Annotated in this window: 18 protein-coding genes; 2 read left to right on the forward strand and 16 right to left on the reverse strand. The window is 34.6% G+C overall.

Features of this window, described 5'->3' with window-relative positions; translation table 11 throughout:
- Positions 1–102 precede the first annotated feature (102 nt).
- On the reverse strand, positions 103–1,566 hold the full coding sequence (locus tag WFZ86_RS14400; RefSeq protein WP_342692576.1) for a lipopolysaccharide biosynthesis protein: 1,464 nt from the start codon (positions 1,564–1,566) through the stop codon (positions 103–105).
- Positions 1,567–1,842: 276 nt separating this feature from the next.
- On the reverse strand, positions 1,843–2,286 hold the full coding sequence (locus WFZ86_RS14405) for a GNAT family N-acetyltransferase (protein WP_342692577.1): 444 nt from the start codon (positions 2,284–2,286) through the stop codon (positions 1,843–1,845).
- 310 nt (positions 2,287–2,596) lie between these two features.
- Here WFZ86_RS14405 and WFZ86_RS14410 point away from each other — a divergent pair, with 310 nt between their 5' ends.
- Positions 2,597–2,791, forward strand: a complete 195-nt coding sequence (locus WFZ86_RS14410) for a hypothetical protein (RefSeq protein ID WP_342692578.1) — start codon at positions 2,597–2,599, stop codon at positions 2,789–2,791.
- A gap of 51 nt (positions 2,792–2,842) precedes the next feature.
- Here WFZ86_RS14410 and atpG read toward each other — a convergent pair whose 3' ends face one another.
- The 14 genes from atpG to WFZ86_RS14480 form a co-directional block, all read right to left on the reverse strand.
- Entirely contained in the window at positions 2,843–3,703 is an 861-nt protein-coding gene (gene atpG, locus WFZ86_RS14415; protein WP_342692579.1) for an ATP synthase F1 subunit gamma, read from the reverse strand.
- A gap of 74 nt (positions 3,704–3,777) precedes the next feature.
- Complete coding sequence (atpA, locus tag WFZ86_RS14420) at positions 3,778–5,355, reverse strand: F0F1 ATP synthase subunit alpha (RefSeq protein ID WP_159689034.1); 1,578 nt, start codon at positions 5,353–5,355, stop codon at positions 3,778–3,780.
- A gap of 38 nt (positions 5,356–5,393) precedes the next feature.
- Positions 5,394–5,927 (reverse strand): ATP synthase F1 subunit delta, encoded by a 534-nt coding sequence (gene atpH / locus WFZ86_RS14425; protein ID WP_342692580.1) that lies wholly within the window; start codon positions 5,925–5,927, stop codon positions 5,394–5,396.
- A 2-nt stretch (positions 5,928–5,929) separates the two neighbouring features.
- Entirely contained in the window at positions 5,930–6,430 is a 501-nt protein-coding gene (locus tag WFZ86_RS14430; RefSeq protein ID WP_159689028.1) for a F0F1 ATP synthase subunit B, read from the reverse strand.
- A gap of 87 nt (positions 6,431–6,517) precedes the next feature.
- Positions 6,518–6,706: an ATP synthase F0 subunit C gene (gene atpE / locus WFZ86_RS14435; protein WP_024980572.1), complete on the reverse strand. Its 189-nt coding sequence runs from the start codon at positions 6,704–6,706 to the stop codon at positions 6,518–6,520.
- A 96-nt stretch (positions 6,707–6,802) separates the two neighbouring features.
- Entirely contained in the window at positions 6,803–7,960 is a 1,158-nt protein-coding gene (gene atpB, locus WFZ86_RS14440) for a F0F1 ATP synthase subunit A (protein ID WP_342692581.1), read from the reverse strand.
- Positions 7,961–8,078: 118 nt separating this feature from the next.
- Positions 8,079–8,438: a hypothetical protein gene (locus WFZ86_RS14445; RefSeq protein ID WP_342692582.1), complete on the reverse strand. Its 360-nt coding sequence runs from the start codon at positions 8,436–8,438 to the stop codon at positions 8,079–8,081.
- Positions 8,439–8,476: 38 nt separating this feature from the next.
- The gene (locus WFZ86_RS14450; RefSeq protein WP_342692583.1) at positions 8,477–8,701 is read right to left on the reverse strand and encodes an AtpZ/AtpI family protein; all 225 of its coding nucleotides are present in this window, start codon (positions 8,699–8,701) and stop codon (positions 8,477–8,479) included.
- Complete coding sequence (locus tag WFZ86_RS14455) at positions 8,682–9,071, reverse strand: bactofilin family protein (protein WP_342692584.1); 390 nt, start codon at positions 9,069–9,071, stop codon at positions 8,682–8,684. Before WFZ86_RS14455 ends, WFZ86_RS14450 begins: the two co-directional genes overlap by 20 nt.
- 3 nt (positions 9,072–9,074) lie before the next feature.
- Positions 9,075–11,708: a type IX secretion system periplasmic lipoprotein PorW/SprE gene (gene porW / locus WFZ86_RS14460; RefSeq protein WP_483788278.1), complete on the reverse strand. Its 2,634-nt coding sequence runs from the start codon at positions 11,706–11,708 to the stop codon at positions 9,075–9,077.
- 68 nt (positions 11,709–11,776) lie between these two features.
- Positions 11,777–12,472: an ABC transporter ATP-binding protein gene (locus WFZ86_RS14465; protein ID WP_342692586.1), complete on the reverse strand. Its 696-nt coding sequence runs from the start codon at positions 12,470–12,472 to the stop codon at positions 11,777–11,779.
- A gap of 94 nt (positions 12,473–12,566) precedes the next feature.
- Positions 12,567–14,024, reverse strand: a complete 1,458-nt coding sequence (locus WFZ86_RS14470; RefSeq protein ID WP_342692587.1) for a DUF5687 family protein — start codon at positions 14,022–14,024, stop codon at positions 12,567–12,569.
- Positions 14,025–14,239: 215 nt separating this feature from the next.
- A complete protein-coding gene (locus tag WFZ86_RS14475) occupies positions 14,240–14,947 on the reverse strand; it encodes a hypothetical protein (RefSeq protein WP_342692588.1) in 708 nt (235 codons plus the stop codon).
- Between the two features lie 13 nt (positions 14,948–14,960).
- The gene (locus WFZ86_RS14480) at positions 14,961–15,296 is read right to left on the reverse strand and encodes a PadR family transcriptional regulator (RefSeq protein WP_024980561.1); all 336 of its coding nucleotides are present in this window, start codon (positions 15,294–15,296) and stop codon (positions 14,961–14,963) included.
- Positions 15,297–15,437: 141 nt separating this feature from the next.
- On the opposite strand from WFZ86_RS14480, the gene WFZ86_RS14485 reads away from it, so the two are divergent.
- Positions 15,438–16,490, forward strand: coding sequence for a 2Fe-2S iron-sulfur cluster-binding protein (locus tag WFZ86_RS14485; protein ID WP_342692589.1), 1,053 nt, complete (start codon positions 15,438–15,440; stop codon positions 16,488–16,490).
- Positions 16,491–16,526 lie beyond the last annotated feature (36 nt).

The raw sequence follows: 16,526 nt of genomic DNA on the forward strand, positions 1-16,526 counted from the left end.
AAGTCTTGATTACTACTTGGCCCTAGCCCTGATGGAAGCGGCATCCTGTGGTCCTGGGGTTCAGGACCACAGATATAGCGTACAGCAGGAAATAGCTCCTTCTTATTTTTTTCGTTTAATAATATTTAAAATTGTGGTTTTCTCATTGTGATAAATGAAATAAAGAAACGCTAGTAACAACGGGATTCCTACGAAATAATTCTCTCTAAATCCGTAAAAAGAAATCACCGAAAACAAAATTGAAATGCCCAAATAAGCACCAATTTTTTCCATATCATAAGGAATAGGATAGTGTTTTTTGCCTAAAATATAAGAAATCAACATCATACTTCCATAAGCCGAAATCGTAGCAATAGCAGAGCCGTAATAGCTAAATGTTGGAATCAAAATATAGTTTAGAAGTAAGGTCAAAAGTGCACCAACTATCGAAATATACGCTCCAATAATCGTTTTGTCCGTTAATTTATACCAAACCGAAAGGTTGTTGTAAATTCCCAAAAAGAAGTTGGCCAAAATAATTAGAGGAACCACTTTCATCGCTTCCCAATACGATTCATTGTCTAGTAATAACAGTTTTAAAATATCAGCAAAAACAATGACACCCAAAAGAATCAAAGAACCAAAAATGACAAAATATTTGGTAATCATCGCATAAGTTTGTGGGGCGTTTTCATTACTAGAGTGACTAAAGAAAAACGGTTCAATACCCAATCTGAAGGCTGTGGCAAAAAGTACCATAAAAAGCCCTAATTTATAACAGGCCGAATAAGCCCCTACTTCGGATTTGGCAATGTTGTCCGGCAACCAATAGCCTAATAAAATTTTATCGAAATGTTCGTTTACCGCAAAAGCAATCCCTGCAATTAAGATAGGCAAACCGTAGCGCATCATTTTTTTCCAAAGTACCGCATCAAAATTGCGTTTTAAGGATACATAATTAGGTGAAAGTACCACAAAAGTGAGCAAACTCGCTAACAAATTGGAAACGAAAATGTAGCCAATTTCGAAATTATCGATATACATATTCCCTAGAAAAGAATCGGGACTATCTGCATAAATTTTAGGTAAAACCAATAAAAAATAAAGGTTGAGTGCCAAGTTTATGACTACATTCCCTATTTTGATAATAGCATACATCATAGGGCGTTTGTTAGCCCTTAATTTTGAAAAAGGGATAATCACCAAGGCATCTAAAACCAAAATCCAAATGGTAAAAGTAATGTACTGAACATCTACATGAGCCCATGAGGCTAAGGTGTTTCTAAAAATTAAGGCACCAAACAAAAACAAAATGGAAGACCAAAAAATAGAAATGGTACTGGTAGCAATGACGTTTTCTTTATCGGTTTCGGCACTGTAGAAACGGAAAAAAGCGGTTTCCATACCGTAGGATAAAATTACGTTGAAAAAAACCATCCAAGAGAGAACGATAGAAACTTCGCCATACTCTGCTGTTGGTAAAATTCCGGTGTACAAGCGCACCAATAAAAAACTGAGCATACGTGGCAAAACGGTTGCTAGTCCGTATATCGCAGTTTGTTTGAATAAACTTTTATATAATCCCAAAGTAGTTTGGTTTTGATTTGACTTAAGAAAACAAAAATAGCGAATTCAAGGTTGACTTAATAAAAAAAATTAACCATATGGATTACGGTTTTATTTAAACATTGAAGCCATTGAAGTCTTTTTGGGATAGCAACTGTAATTTGAACCATATAAGGTCATATAAGAATAGTAGCCGTTTGATTTGGTGTTAAATTTAACCGCTAAGTACACAAAGGGTTACGCAAAAATTCACTTTTATTAAAACCTCTCTTAGATGACCTTATATGGTTTAAAGTTTTATGAAAGCCCGTCTTCGTTGATGATTTTCAAAAAATGAAAGCCTTTGGGCACATACCCTTGGTTGTAATAAAAACGATGGGCATTGAAGTTTCCTGTAAATGCATCTAAAACGATCATAGTGCAATTCGTAGCTTTAGCTTTAGCATCTATATAATCGGTCATCATTTTTCCAATACCTTTGGCTCGATGATCGGGATGCACCACAAAATTATCGATTTCAATATATTTTCCAGACCATAATTTATACCCTTGCCAAAAACCAGTAATCCCTAAACAAACCTCGCCTTCAAAAACACCAAGTTGCTTATAGTTATGCGGAATCATTTCAGTAAGATAAGTGTCGTATTTTTCAATGGTAAATGTGGGGTACAAGTGACGCATCATATCAATACGAACTAGCATCTCTTCTTTAGTGCTCAATTCTCTAAGTTGAATTTCCATAGGTAATTTTAAAAGTGTAAAATTAGAGAAAAAAGGGATGAGATAGAAAGATGTGGGAAGGTGAATTTTTGGAAAATCTAATAAAAAAATTAAACTAGTTCATTCTAAAATATGTTTGCAAGCTATTAGAATAACATCAAAGCTATTTTAAATCTAATTCTTACGATTTTTAACTAAAAAAAGGCCATTGGCACAATTTTAGTTATAGTACAGACAAACTAACCCAAAATTAACCATGTATAAAAAACTACTCTTTGTACTACTCTTTTGCGCATTTACAACTATATCCTATTCTCAAAAAAAAGGAAAGATGGCCTTACCCATCATAGAAGAAGAAATAGAGACATCTCTATGGGAAACTAAAAAAACAAAATCTTATTCTTGGTTAGTCATTTATGACCAGAAAAAAATGGATTCTATTTTAGCTATAAAAAGGCTGGTTACTACAAATGAAAAACCAAAGCAAAAACAACAAGAACTAAGATGGAATCGTAAGAAGTACTAAAACAAAAGAGCCAACAGATGTTGGCTCTTTTGTTTTTATGTATAGAACGGATTAAGCGTTCAAAGCTTCTGCTCCACCAACAATCTCTAAGATTTCGCTAGTAATAGCAGCTTGACGGGCTTTGTTATACGTTAACTTCAATTGGTCACGTAATTCCGTTGCATTATCTGTTGCTTTATGCATAGCAGTCATACGAGCACCATGTTCTGAAGCAAATGAATCTCTAATTCCTTTGTATAATTGTGTTTTCAATGATTTAGGGATCAAAGTCAACACGATTTCTTCTTTTGAAGGTTCAAAAATGTAATCTCCAGGAGTAACCGCTTTATCTGCTTGGATAGGTGCTAATGGCAAAAACTGTTCGGTTTGAACGATTTGAGTCGCAGCATTTTTAAATTGATTATATACCAATTCGATTCTATCATAATTACCAGCAATAAATTGTTGCGTTAAATTATCAGCAATTATAGCCACGTTTTCAAAACTCAAGGCATCAAAAACTTTACTCTCGTTACCCACTACAGCAAAACTTTTGCTCAAAACATCATTTCCTTTTTTACCAATAGCAAAAACATCTACTTGTTTTCCTGAGTAATAGTCTGCACGTACTTTGACTTCCTTAATTACATTTGAATTAAATGCACCACACAAACCACGATTAGAAGTAATAGCTACTAATAATACTTTTTTGATTTCTCTTTGTGTAGTATACTCACCTCCTACGTCACCGTCTAAGGTAGCAGAAAGGTTTTGTAGTAATTCCGTTTGTTTTTCGGCATAAGGACGCATCGCAGTGATGGCATCTTGTGCTTTTTTCAACTTTGCAGCAGAAACCATTTTCATTGCCGATGTAATTTGCATCGTAGATGAAATGGAAACAATTCTATTACGGATTTCCTTTAAATTAGCCATTTTTTTTGAGTATTAAGATTTAAGTATTGAGTATCAAGACATCTTAATTCTTGATACTCAATACTTAATACTTTTTAATTATATTTTGCTGAAATTTCTTTTGCTGCTGCTTCAATTACATCAGTAATTTCGTCTGTAAATTTACCAGCTTTAAGAGCATCAAGAGTAGCTCTATTTTTATTGTTCATGTACTCGATGAAATCTTTTTCGAATTCTTTCACTTTATTTACAGGAACATTACGCAATAAATTTTTAGAACCAGCATAAATAATTGCTACTTGGTCTTCAACAGTATAAGGATCGTTCAAACCTTGTTTCAAGATTTCAACGTTTCTTTTTCCTTTTTCAATTACGTTCAAAGTAACAGCATCCAAATCAGAACCGAATTTAGCAAACGCTTCCAATTCACGGAATTGTGCTTGGTCTAATTTCAAAGTACCCGCTACTTTTTTCATTGATTTAATTTGAGCGTTACCACCCACACGAGATACAGAGATACCTACGTTAATCGCTGGACGAACCCCAGAGTTGAACAAATCTCCATCTAAGAAAATTTGACCATCTGTAATCGAAATTACGTTCGTTGGGATATAAGCTGATACGTCACCTGCTTGAGTTTCGATAATTGGTAAAGCTGTTAATGAACCACCACCTTTAACGATTCCTTTTAAAGAATCTGGTAAATCATTCATGTTTTTAGCAATAGAGTCATCAGCAATTACTTTACAAGCTCTTTCTAACAAACGAGAGTGTAAGTAGAAAACGTCACCTGGGTAAGCCTCACGTCCTGGAGGTCTTCTTAACAAAAGAGATACCTCACGGTAAGCAACCGCTTGTTTAGATAAGTCATCATAAACGATTAACGCTGGACGACCAGAATCTCTAAAATATTCACCAATTGCAGCACCTGCGAAAGGAGCATATACTTGCATTGGAGCTGGATCAGAAGCATTAGCTGCAACGATCACTGTATAAGCCATTGCTCCTTTTTCTTCTAACATTTTTGCAATTCCAGCAACAGTAGAAGCTTTTTGACCAATAGCAACATAGATACAAAATACAGGTTGACCTGCATCGTAAAATTCTTTTTGATTTAAGATAGTATCGATACAAACTGTTGATTTACCAGTTTGACGGTCACCAATAACCAACTCACGTTGTCCACGTCCTACTGGGATCATAGCATCAACTGCTTTTACACCTGTTTGTAATGGTTCAGTTACTGGCTGACGGAAGATAACTCCAGGAGCTTTTCTTTCTAATGGCATTTCGTATAATTCACCTGTAATTGGTCCTTTACCATCAATTGGCTGACCTAAAGTGTTTACTACACGTCCTACCATTCCTTCTCCTGTTTTAAGAGAAGCAATACGTTGTGTTCTTTTGGCAGTAGAACCTTCTTTGATTCCAGTTGATGGTCCTAAAAGCACCACCCCTACGTTGTCTTCTTCTAGGTTTAAAACGATTGCTTCTAACCCATTTTCAAATTCAACTAACTCACCATATTGAACATTAGATAGCCCGTAAACACGAGCAATACCATCTCCAACATTAAGTACTGTTCCTACTTCTTCTAGTGTAGCACCAGATTCAAAACTTTCAACTTGCTTCTTTAATATTGCTGAAATTTCAGCAGGTTTGATTTCCGCCATCTTACTTTATAATTTAAACACTTAAATGTGTGATAAAACTAGTTACTTAATTCTCTTTTTAAAACTTGCAATTTGTTAGCAACAGAAGCATTGTATTGCTTGTCACCTATTCTTAAAACAAAACCTCCAATAATAGAAGGGTCTATTGTATTTTCAATTTGAATTTTTTTATCAGAAAGGGTGGCAATTTTAGCCAACACTTTAGCTTCTAAAGCTGCATCCATAGGAATAGCAGTAGTAACTTGTGCTACTTCAACACCATTCATGATATCAAATAATTTAGTGTATTCTAAAGCAATACCTTCTAAAATTTCGAATCTTTTGTTTTCGAATAATAGATGAAATAAGCCTTTAGTTACACCATTTGCAGAAGCAAAAACTTCTAAAAGGGCTTGTTCTTTAACCTCAACTTTCAAAGTTGGATTTTGAATGAAAGTGCTTAATTCTAAATTAGAAGCAATAGTATTGCCTATCAACTTCATATCATTGTTTACTGCTTCAGCTACTTGCTTTGCATTGGCAATGTCTAGAATTGCTTTCGAATATCGAATTGCTGCTCTTGTACCTGCCATGATTAGTTCAATTTAACGTCTCCTAACATTTTCTCAACTAATTTAGTTTGAGCTTCTTTGTTAGATAATTCGTCTTTTAATACTTTTTCTGCAATACTCAATGACAAAGTAGAAACTTGTAATTTCAACTCATTCATAGCAGCATTTTTTTCACTTTCGATTGCCGCTTTCGCTTGCTCGATCATTTTTTGACCTTGAGCTTGTGCTTCATTTTTGGCATCAGCAACGATTTTTTCTTTCATTTCACGAGCTTCTTTAAGCATACTGTCACGCTCTAATCTCGCTTCTTGTAAAATACGTTGGTTGTCTGCTTGTAAATCTTGCATTTCTTTCTTTGCATTTTCAGCAGATTCTAATGCATTTTTGATTCCTTCTTCTCTTTCGTTTACCGCATCAAGAATTGGTTTCCATGCAAATTTTTTCAACAAAAGAATCAATCCAACAAATATTACTATTTGCCAAATAAACAAACCAAACGAAAAATCATTTATTAACTTATCCATTTTTATCTCTATTATATAATTTTAATGTTTTAATTTTAAAACAATAGTCACAACCAACCGTTGTAACTATTGTTTTTCAGTTTTTAATTAAGCGAATAAAGCCGCGAAACCAATACCTTCAATTAGTGCAGCAGCAATAAGCATAGCTGTTTGGATTTTACCTGAAGCTTCTGGTTGACGAGCAATAGCGTCCATTGCTGAACCACCAATTCTACCAATACCTAAACCTGCTCCGATAACAATTAATCCTGATCCAACAATTTCTGGAATTTGCATAATATATATATTAAAAATTAAACATTCAATTTGAGGTTAGAGGTTAGAAATTCGAGGTTAGAAAATTTCTAACTTCTCAATTCTAATTTCTAACTTTTAATGGTGTGCTTCTTCGTGGTGGTGTTCTTCGTTACCAGCTCCAAAATAAAGGGCAGACAACATAGTGAAGATATACGCTTGAAGGAAAGCTACTAATATTTCTAGAATAGAAAGTGCAAATGCCAGTCCAAAAGACAAAGTACTTCCAATCCAGCTTTTGAAAATAAACATCAACCCAATGATACTCATCAATACTACGTGACCCGCAACCATATTAGCGTACAAACGTATCATTAATGAAAATGGTTTGATAATCGTTCCTAACAATTCGATAGGAGCTAAAATAAATTTCATTGGTGTTGGCACTCCTGGCATCCAGAAAATGTGTCCCCAATAATTTTTGTTAGCTGTAAAAGTTGTAATTAAATAGGTTAAGATAGCTAATGAAAAAGTAATCGCAATATTACCTGTTACATTGAATCCAAATGGTGTTAACCCAAGAATATTTAAAAACAATATAAAGAAAAATATAGTCAATAAATAACTCATGTATTTTTTGTACCCTTTCTCTCCAATATTAGGGATAGCAATCTCATCTCTTACATAGATTACTAGAGGTTCAAAGAAACGTCCTGCTCCTTTTGCAATTCCTCCATTTTTAGCATATGATTTCGCTAAACTTGAGAACAATAACAACATTACAATAGCAACAAGCATAATACCAAATACACTTTTGGTAATTGAAAAATCTAATGGACGAACATTTGTTGGATGACCGTGCTCTTCAGTAAGTGTACCTTTAGCATCGGTTTTATAAATTTTTTCGTGGTGTAATTTGTAGAAGTTTCCGTTGTGCTCTGCAACATCAGCTACAGGACCGTGGTGAAATTCAGCTGAAGAGAATACTTGCAAACCATTATCCCAAAGAATAATTGGTAATGAAAAACCGTAATGTTCTCCTGTTTCTTTATTGGCATTAAAATTAAAAGAATGTGAATCTAATAAGTGGTGATTAATGAATTCTTTGATTTCTGATTTTACATCTTGTGGCTCAGCATGCGCACCTTCTTGTTTCCCTTCATGAGCAACTGCTCCTTCATGTGCTTCAACCTCAACTTTTGTACTATCAACAACGGGGTTTGCAGTACTAAATAAAGGCAGGCAGGCTACTAAAATTGCTACTAAAAATCGAAGTGGTTTGTTTGAAATCACCATAACAGTTAATTATCTTAATTTATTACGTTTCTGAAATTTGGTGCAAAGGTACATTTTTTATTAATATCCAAAAGAATATAAAAAATAATTTTTTTGCGGATTTGGCTTTTTCAACCCCCTATTTTTGCTTTTCGTTTACTAAGCGAATAGTGAAAAGTGTCTCAATTAGCAAAAAGAGAATAAAAAGTGCAAAAAAGTTTATTTTTTCAGCAGAATTTTGAAGAGTTGCTACTTTTAATATAGGACGTAACAAGAGGTAACAAAAAACCATTTTTACACTGGTTACCAGCAGAAAACTCATGCCTACATTATCTAGACTTTTTCTCTTAACGAATAGCAAAACAAAAACCACTAGTAATGTAAATAAAGTAAAGCAAGCATAAAGTTCTGGTAAAGAATATATAAAATTTTGGGTGTTAATTTTTGATACAAAAAACAGCCCTTCGTGTACTCCATAGGCAATTAGTATGGCTAACAAAAGGGGAATGATTTTTTTAAAAAAGGAGGTATTCATTATTAATTTTTATTGATTTCATTTACTTGTCGGTACACATTGTACATTGCCAAAAAAACACCAACAATAACTAAAATTTTAACGTAGTACACTTTTGGACTCGGATGATTCTCATCTAACCAATGGCCTAAATAAGCAAATAAAAAAATCAATACTCCCATTTGAATAGGGATATTGATTAAGGCTAACCACTTATTAGGTTTTCTTTTATTTGGATTGGGTTCCATCGGTTTTTTTTTCTATGGTTTGCATCACACAAGTGGCTGTAAAATGAGCGCCGGGTTCAATGGCTAACTTTCCGATATACACTTCGCCTTCTACGGAAGCTGTTGCTTTGATGTTAAGCAACTCGTGTACCGTTATTTTTCCATTAAAAAATCCTTCGATATCAGCATTCTTGCAAACAATATTACCAATTACTTTTCCAGAAGGGCCAATCACTAATTTCCCATTCGAACTAAAATTTCCTATCAATTCTCCGTCTAATCTAAAATCGGCTGGAGAAAAAATATCTCCTTTAATTTGAGTCGCTTCTACAATTCTATTAGTTTTACCTAATAAATCGGTGTAAGGTGGTTTGTTTTTTTTATCGAACATAGTTTAGGGCGTTTTTGGGGCTAAATAGGCGTCTAAATTCTTTTTCATTTGGACAATCTTGTAATTTTCATCACTTATAGGAATCGCCTTCTGCACCTCTGAAGGCGAACCTTTTTTATTAAAAATCACCGATACATCATTAGCGTATAATGCTGATCGAAATCCGTGTATACATAAAATGCGTTCACTATCGGTATAATTATCACAAGTATAATATAGATTTTCTAAATTTTCTTTAGCCATAAAATCCAAAACTTGTTTTTCGATGGCTCGTTCCTGTTTATAATCCTCTATGGGAATTCTAAAAATAATCTTCCATTTTTTAGTGTCTAACGTACTAAAAGCCATTCGTTCTAAAATAGGAATTTGCGTGGTGATAATCTCTTCTGCTTTTTTTCCTTCTTCGGTATTGGCATAGGTATCGGCTACATATTGCATCGCTTCTTTGTAAGCTGGCAATCCTTTTGTTTTAGCCAACGCATTCGCTTTAAGCAACTCAAACTTGGATACAATTTCTTCGCCAGTTAGCTGATTAATCATCGTGTTGCAACGCGCAATTACCGCAGAAAATTTTTCATCCTTGAACCATTCATAGCATTCCTTATATTTATTCTCTGGAGAATCTTTGTCCTTAGCTCCATCAAAAGTTGGATCATTGATGATTTTAGCGTATCTAGAATCAGGGAATTGAGCCGTAATCGCATTCTTAACGGATGCTGCTTTGGCTTTATTCGTGATTTCGTATATTTTATACAAATTGTACTGAGTGGGAGGAATCAATTTTACGTCAGGCAGAAAACTTAGTAATTGTTCCAACTTATTACTTGCTAAGTCGTACTCTTTGAATTTTTCTTTGTAAACAACACCCAATTGGTAATATCCTGTATTTCTTTCTTTGGTGATGCTGTCAATTGCCGAAGATTGAGTAGGTAATTGATTTAAATAATAAGCCAAAGTGTAACGCGGTTCTTCAACACTTTTCTGAGCAATCAAATTTTCATCAACCGCGACTTCTTCTGTTGGTTCATTGGCTCCTTTTTTAACATTAGAAAACAACCAGTTTTCGACTAAGGCACGATTTCCAAACATTTTTTTGAACTCTAACTTTCCAAAAGCTACCGTTTTTGGGTTATAAAAATAAAAAGTGTTGTTTGCTTCTGTTTGTTGATTATCGCTAGGTGGCAAAAATGCATTTTTGTTTGGCAAACCTGGCCCTGTGGCTACAGCAGCAGGATCAGAGGAAGAAGCTGACAAATTACGTTCAATATTCGCTAATTTTTGCTTTTGTATTTCTTCTTTAGCTAGCCTTATAGAATCTTGCTTTTTAATGGCAACGATATGTTTTTCAAAGTAGGCATTTCTTTCCGATGAAGACAAGGCCACTACTTTTAAAATACTATCGTTTCTTTTGGTGCTAGTTTCTAATCGAATGGCTTCGTCTAAATCTTTACGTTTTTTTTGAATTTTATAAAACTCCCTTGTTTTGGGATTAAGCTTTACTAAAGTACTATCATAGTACTTTGCCGCCAAAGGATAATCAATCGCCTTGAAATAAATATTGCCAATATTTCTATAATTGGATGCCGCTAAATAAGGATCTTTGGGTTGGGCTTTCAACGAAATTTTATAGAAAATAGTAGCGGAATCTGGTTTGTTGTAATGGTCATAAAACAACCCCATATTGTGGTAGATAACATCTAAAAAAGAACGGTTTTCGCGATCGTCCATTAGTTCGTTATAGATAGCAACAAAAGCATTGGGATCACCCGTTTCATAATCAAACAATTGTGCTTTTCGAGCATACGACTGAATAATGTACTCTCTCTTAGCACTGCGATTCATAGCTATTACCGCATCGTAGCAAAAAAGCGCACTGTCTCTTTTTCCTAATTCTTGATACAATTGTCCCAAGATAAAGCGATAACGAGCTCTTTCTTCATTGATTTTAGTATAATCTACCGCAATTTTGAGTTTTGCTACCGCGCTGTCTTTTTGTTCTAAATTCAAAAAAGCCTCAGCCAAAAGTGCATTGGCATCTGCAAAAGGTTGATTTTTGAAGTCCTCGTCTTTAAGTAATTTATTGATGTTTTTTACCACTAAAGCATCGTTGCCCAAGCGCATATTGGTTTTTTCACGCCAAACTTTAGCTTCGTATATTTTATCGCTTTCGGGATATTTGTACAATATATAATTGAAGGCATCTAAGGCTGGAACAAAACGTTGGTCGTAATAACGCGCTTTCCCGAGCAAAAGATAGGCTTCGTCCATTTGGTAATTGACCTCACGCCCACCAATATTCATAGAATGTTTTTGAATGGCTTTAGTGGCTTTTGTTTCGGCCAAATCAAAATCGGTATTTTTAGGTTTCTCCTCAAGAGTTGCACTTTCAGAAAATTGCATCCTTTCTATGGGTAACAACTCCCAAAAATTATCCTTATTACCCGATGTAAGCCCATTTACACCTTTATCTAAACCTATTTGACCATTATATAAAATATTGTAACGCGTACTCAAAGCGTGCGAATTTCTTGTCAAAAAAGTATTCTTCTTGGTAGAACAAGCTATCAAGAAAATGAATAAAAATAGGGGATAAAAAGGCTTACAACCGGTAGTCTTCAATAGGAAACGTTTTATCATTTAACTTGAAAAACATCATTTTAGTATAATGACTGGTAAAAATACGTTTCTTTTTGAAATATTCGAATTTAAACCGCAAAAAACGCTTCTAACTCGGCCAAAGTCTCTGTTGATGTTTGAATATCTTTGACTACTTCTCCTTTATTCAAAGCAACAATTCGGTTACAAACTTCAACAGTATGCAACAAATCGTGACTAGAAACTAAAACAGTTACGTCTGGATTTTGAGCCAATTCTTTGATGATTTTTTTCAATCGGTTTACGGTTGTTGGGTCTAAGTTGGCAAAAGGTTCGTCTAAAACAACGACTTCTGGATTGCCTATTAAAGTTGCGATAATCCCAACTTTCTTTTGGTTTCCTTTAGAAAGGTCTCTCAGGTATTTTTTGTTTTTTAGGATTTCGCCATTAAAAAACTCTTCGTGTTTTGCCAACAAGGCATCCACATCGGCTTTGTTTTGTCCGCGTAAATCTCCAATGAAATAAAAGTATTCCTCAGGGGTTAAATACCCAATCAAAAAGCTTTCGTCTAAAAAGGAACCCGTAAAAGGTTTCCAGCCTTCGCTAGTATTCACTTGAACGCCATTGTTAATAACGGCACCAGTGGTTGGGTGAATTAAATCTAGTAGTAAACTGAAAAAAGTAGTTTTTCCAGCGCCATTATTTCCGACCAATCCAAAACTTTCTCCTTTTGGAATTTCTAATTGGTCTATTTTTAAAACGGTAGTTCCGTTGTATGATTTTGAAAGGTGTTGTACTTGTATCATATATGCCCCCTAGCCCCCAAAGGGGGAACAGCTGGGGAAAGCTGGGTTTAAGTTGTTAGTAATATCTAAAATTTATGAACGTATTCGAAAGGGCTTACTTTTGCTTGTAAGCTGCAATGGTTTTGTATTTTTCTCTTTTGTAAATTTTTTCTATTTGAAGGAACACCCAGTTTCTCATTGCAAAACCAATCACTCCCGCAAGAGCAACAAGGCCCAAACCTAATTCTTGTCCGCCAAAATATTTCCCCAAGCCATACAAAAGCAAAGGCAAAACCAATTTTGGAATTGTGAGTAACATTGTATTGACATTAAATGCTTTTTTGTCACCAAAGGCGCCTTGACTTTGTGTTAAATCGATTGGCGTTTTGGTAAAAGCTCCTCCTAAGAGCACCAAATAAGAATTTATACCAATATTATAAATCGCACCAGCCACAATGGTTAAATATACTTGCCAGCCGAAATAAAGATAAAAACTAGCCAAAATCGTAGAAGCAAAAGTAGCAATTACAATTAACCACCATTTGGAATTCAAATAGCCACGATACGGAATGTTCTGCGTCATCATTAACTGGTAATACGAACTATCCCAACTCGGTACAAATTGACCAAATGTGAATAAAAATCCACCCGAAACAAAAATTCCTGCAAAAATGTACATCACTTGTGGCTGTGTTGGGTTGCCAAAGAAAATCAATCCATAAAACAAAAACAGCACACTCATAAGAACCGTTGTTTTTGAACGTTTGTTTCTTTTGATCAATTTAATGTCATTCTTTAAGAATGTCCCTAAAGTACCAAACTGATTCAACCAAGTCAAATCTTCTGTCTTGGCGATTTCACCTTTTACGGCCAAACCAGCATCGAGATACAATTCGTTTTTGAAATAAACAAAGGTGTAGTAATACAACAATCCTAAGATTACCAGCGGAATACCAAACACCCCTGGCGAATGAAATAAAGCTTCAAAAAATGGAGCACTGTATACCGTTACATCAAAATAACCGTAATATTGTAATCCAACAAGCACTGCAACAATAGCAAGGAAAATTCCAAATAATTGATCTCTATTACTCAATATAATATTCAAAAAATTATTGATGTACACCAAGGCAAAAATACCCAAATGCCAAAACACTACCGATGCGATATCATACCCTTCATAGATCAATACGATACTTAAAGGAATGAAAAGAAAAGCGTGCAAAATATTGAAAAAAGATAAGGCTGTCTTTCCTAGAGAAAAATGCACAATCGTAGGTCTCTTAATCGGTAACACCAATAAAGGACGAATGTTGAGTACAGGGATTTTTTGAAGCATTAATCTAAAGGCCAAATCAAATAGAAAATAGTAGACCAAAAATTTATTGATGGTTACTAATGGGTCTAAATTCATTTTCTTAAGACCGTAAAAACTGCCAATTCCTAACGCTAAAAACAATAAGGTAAAATAAGCAATCAAAAAGCCCATTAAAATTCTCATCGCCAAGCTCGTTCCAAAGGAAGCTGAACGCAAAAAGGCTTTCCACTCAAGGTAAATAAAACGTAAAAACATAGTTATTTGGGTTTAGTTGAAGAGTAAGTAAACAAAAAATATAAAACGTTACAAGGTTTTATAATCGATAATGTAACTTTTTATAAATTAAAATTTATTTGTTTTTTGAACCATTAAGTTATTAAGGTTCATAAAGTCTAAGAAAACTTAATTTTTCTTCATTTCTTAATGGTGAAAATGTTGACTCTTTTTTTAAACATTCATGGTAATATCCTTCAAAAATTAGCCAAAGAATATTCTGGATAGATTTGTAAAAGGTGTTTTTTAGACTGTGAAGGAATTTCAAAAAAGATAACATACATCAAAATAGTAATCAGCACCAATGAGAAACTGGTGAAACCTAAAAGATATGTATTATCCAAGTAATGTTCAGCTCGATTAAAGAGTTGTAAAAAAATATTTAGTGGCAAAACTATCGCGCCAGCAAAACTCCCATGTTGGTGTAAAATATCTTCAAACAACCAGCGTTTTTCTTGATTCTGAATTTGTTTTTTGCGTTTCAACCGATTTGAAATCATTCCATAAAAAGCAAAAAGCACCAATAACCCATAGAAAAGCAACACCCAATTGCCATTGTATTGACTTGCTTTTAGTAACAAAAACAGTAAACCCGTAGCGCCAATCGTTCCCATAATTTTGGGTAGCGTAAAAAAAGTCTTCACGATGGACCACACAATCTGATTGTATTTCTTTTGTAAAAATCGTTGTTTGCCTTCTACCACGTCCATAAAGCCAAAAACACCAAATTTTTTGAATTCGTTTTGTAAGGCTTGATCAAACGAAAGCGTTGGATTTTCTTGCCATTGCTCCTCAATAGCATTCGCCAAATGATCTACTAATTCCGTTTGGAGATCATACCATTCTACATAATGTTGGCGTGTGAACCTATACAATTGGTCGATTTGCTCGGTGGTTAATTTCATTATTAATAACAAATTAAAATTCTAATTTTGGATTCACTAAACTTTGCATATTTCGGATAAAATCCTCCAACTCCGCTAATCGATTAACAGTTTCTGTTGTTCCTTTTTCGGTGAGTTTATAATACTTTCTCAAGCGGTTGTCTACTCGTTCTATCTCTACATCAAGCAATCCTTCGGCTTCCAATTTGTGCAACGCTGGATACAAAGCGCCTTCGGTAATGGTCAATTCTCCTTGCGTCAACGCCTTTACTTTCTGGGTAATTTCGTATCCATACATTTTGCCATTTTCTTCCAACAACTTCATAATAATGGTGTTGAGACTGCCTTTGTATAACTGTGAGTTTTTCATATTTTGAAGAATTAGAAAATCTGTTTTTGAATTTCAAATATACATAAGATTCTTATACATAACAAAATTAGGTATAAAAAATTCAATCGGTTGCGCAATCAAAGTTATGGTCTTTGTTATCTTTGTAAAAAAAATCAAATTATGCCTTCCTTTTTAAAACTCCTTATCAAAGAAGTAAAACGCGAAACCAAAGACGCCGTTTCCATACTTTTTAATGTCCCAGAAGAACTTACCTCCAATTATACTTTTACCGCAGGACAATACCTTAACTTGCGTTTAACCCTAGACAATCAAGAGATTCGAAGAGCTTATTCTATTTGTTCTGCTCCTGAAAGTGGGGAATTGCGCATTGCTGTAAAAGCGGTAAAAAATGGACTGTTTTCTCAATTTGCCACTAGCCGATTAAAAGCGGGAGATGTACTCGAAGTAGGACAACCTGAAGGGAAATTCACCTTCACTCCTGATGCTGAGCGTCAAAGAAACTATGCAGCTTTTGTAGCAGGTAGTGGAATCACGCCTGTAATTTCTATCTTAAAATCGGTATTAAAAAGCGAACCAAAAAGTTCCTTTGTCTTGGTTTATGGTAATAAAACTCCTGAAGAAACCATCTTTCATCAAGAATTACACGACTTGCAATTGCAATATGTAGGACGTCTTTTTGTACATTATGTTTACAGTAAAGTACACGCTGGAGAAGGCTTTTTTGGACGAATTGACAAATCGGTTGTGAATGCTGTGCTTACGCAAAAACACGCCGCGTTGAATTTCGACAAGTACTTTTTGTGCGGTCCAGAAGAAATGATTACTACCGTTTCTACCATCTTAAAAGAGAAAAATGTAAAAGAATCCGCCATTAAATTTGAATTGTTTACTTCTTCTACGCAAGAAAAAACCATTTCTGCAGCTGTAGATGGTCATACTACTATTACCGTATTGGTAGACGACGAAGAAACTACTTTCGAGATGTCGGCCAAACAAACCCTACTCGAAGCGACTCTTAAACAAGGTATCGATGCGCCTTATTCTTGCCAAGGCGGAATTTGCAGCAGCTGTTTATGTCGTATCACCGAAGGTACTGCCGAAATGAAGAAAAATTCTATTCTTTCTGATGATGAAATTGCCGAAGGTTTAATTCTAAGTTGTCAAGCCTATCCAACTTCTTCAACACTTCGTGTGGATTTTGATGATGTGTAAGGTAAAATTCCAAAATAGAAATACCAATAATTACAT

Source organism: Flavobacterium polysaccharolyticum, from assembly GCF_038739875.1.
GTDB lineage: Bacteria > Bacteroidota > Bacteroidia > Flavobacteriales > Flavobacteriaceae > Flavobacterium > Flavobacterium polysaccharolyticum.

Coding starts and splice junctions, on each gene's coding strand:
- porW (WP_483788278.1), bottom strand. CDS start 11,708: ATGATAAAACGTTTCCTATTGAAGACTACCGGTTGTAAGCCTTTTTAT.
- WFZ86_RS14450 (WP_342692583.1), bottom strand. CDS start 8,701: ATGGAACCCAATCCAAATAAAAGAAAACCTAATAAGTGGTTAGCCTTA.
- WFZ86_RS14475 (WP_342692588.1), bottom strand. CDS start 14,947: ATGAAATTAACCACCGAGCAAATCGACCAATTGTATAGGTTCACACGC.
- atpB (WP_342692581.1), bottom strand. CDS start 7,960: ATGGTGATTTCAAACAAACCACTTCGATTTTTAGTAGCAATTTTAGTA.
- WFZ86_RS14430 (WP_159689028.1), bottom strand. CDS start 6,430: ATGGATAAGTTAATAAATGATTTTTCGTTTGGTTTGTTTATTTGGCAA.
- WFZ86_RS14410 (WP_342692578.1), top strand. CDS start 2,597: ATGGCCTTACCCATCATAGAAGAAGAAATAGAGACATCTCTATGGGAA.
- WFZ86_RS14465 (WP_342692586.1), bottom strand. CDS start 12,472: ATGATACAAGTACAACACCTTTCAAAATCATACAACGGAACTACCGTT.
- atpE (WP_024980572.1), bottom strand. CDS start 6,706: ATGCAAATTCCAGAAATTGTTGGATCAGGATTAATTGTTATCGGAGCA.
- atpA (WP_159689034.1), bottom strand. CDS start 5,355: ATGGCGGAAATCAAACCTGCTGAAATTTCAGCAATATTAAAGAAGCAA.
- WFZ86_RS14485 (WP_342692589.1), top strand. CDS start 15,438: ATGCCTTCCTTTTTAAAACTCCTTATCAAAGAAGTAAAACGCGAAACC.
- WFZ86_RS14455 (WP_342692584.1), bottom strand. CDS start 9,071: ATGTTCGATAAAAAAAACAAACCACCTTACACCGATTTATTAGGTAAA.
- WFZ86_RS14405 (WP_342692577.1), bottom strand. CDS start 2,286: ATGGAAATTCAACTTAGAGAATTGAGCACTAAAGAAGAGATGCTAGTT.
- atpH (WP_342692580.1), bottom strand. CDS start 5,927: ATGGCAGGTACAAGAGCAGCAATTCGATATTCGAAAGCAATTCTAGAC.
- WFZ86_RS14480 (WP_024980561.1), bottom strand. CDS start 15,296: ATGAAAAACTCACAGTTATACAAAGGCAGTCTCAACACCATTATTATG.
- atpG (WP_342692579.1), bottom strand. CDS start 3,703: ATGGCTAATTTAAAGGAAATCCGTAATAGAATTGTTTCCATTTCATCT.
- WFZ86_RS14470 (WP_342692587.1), bottom strand. CDS start 14,024: ATGTTTTTACGTTTTATTTACCTTGAGTGGAAAGCCTTTTTGCGTTCA.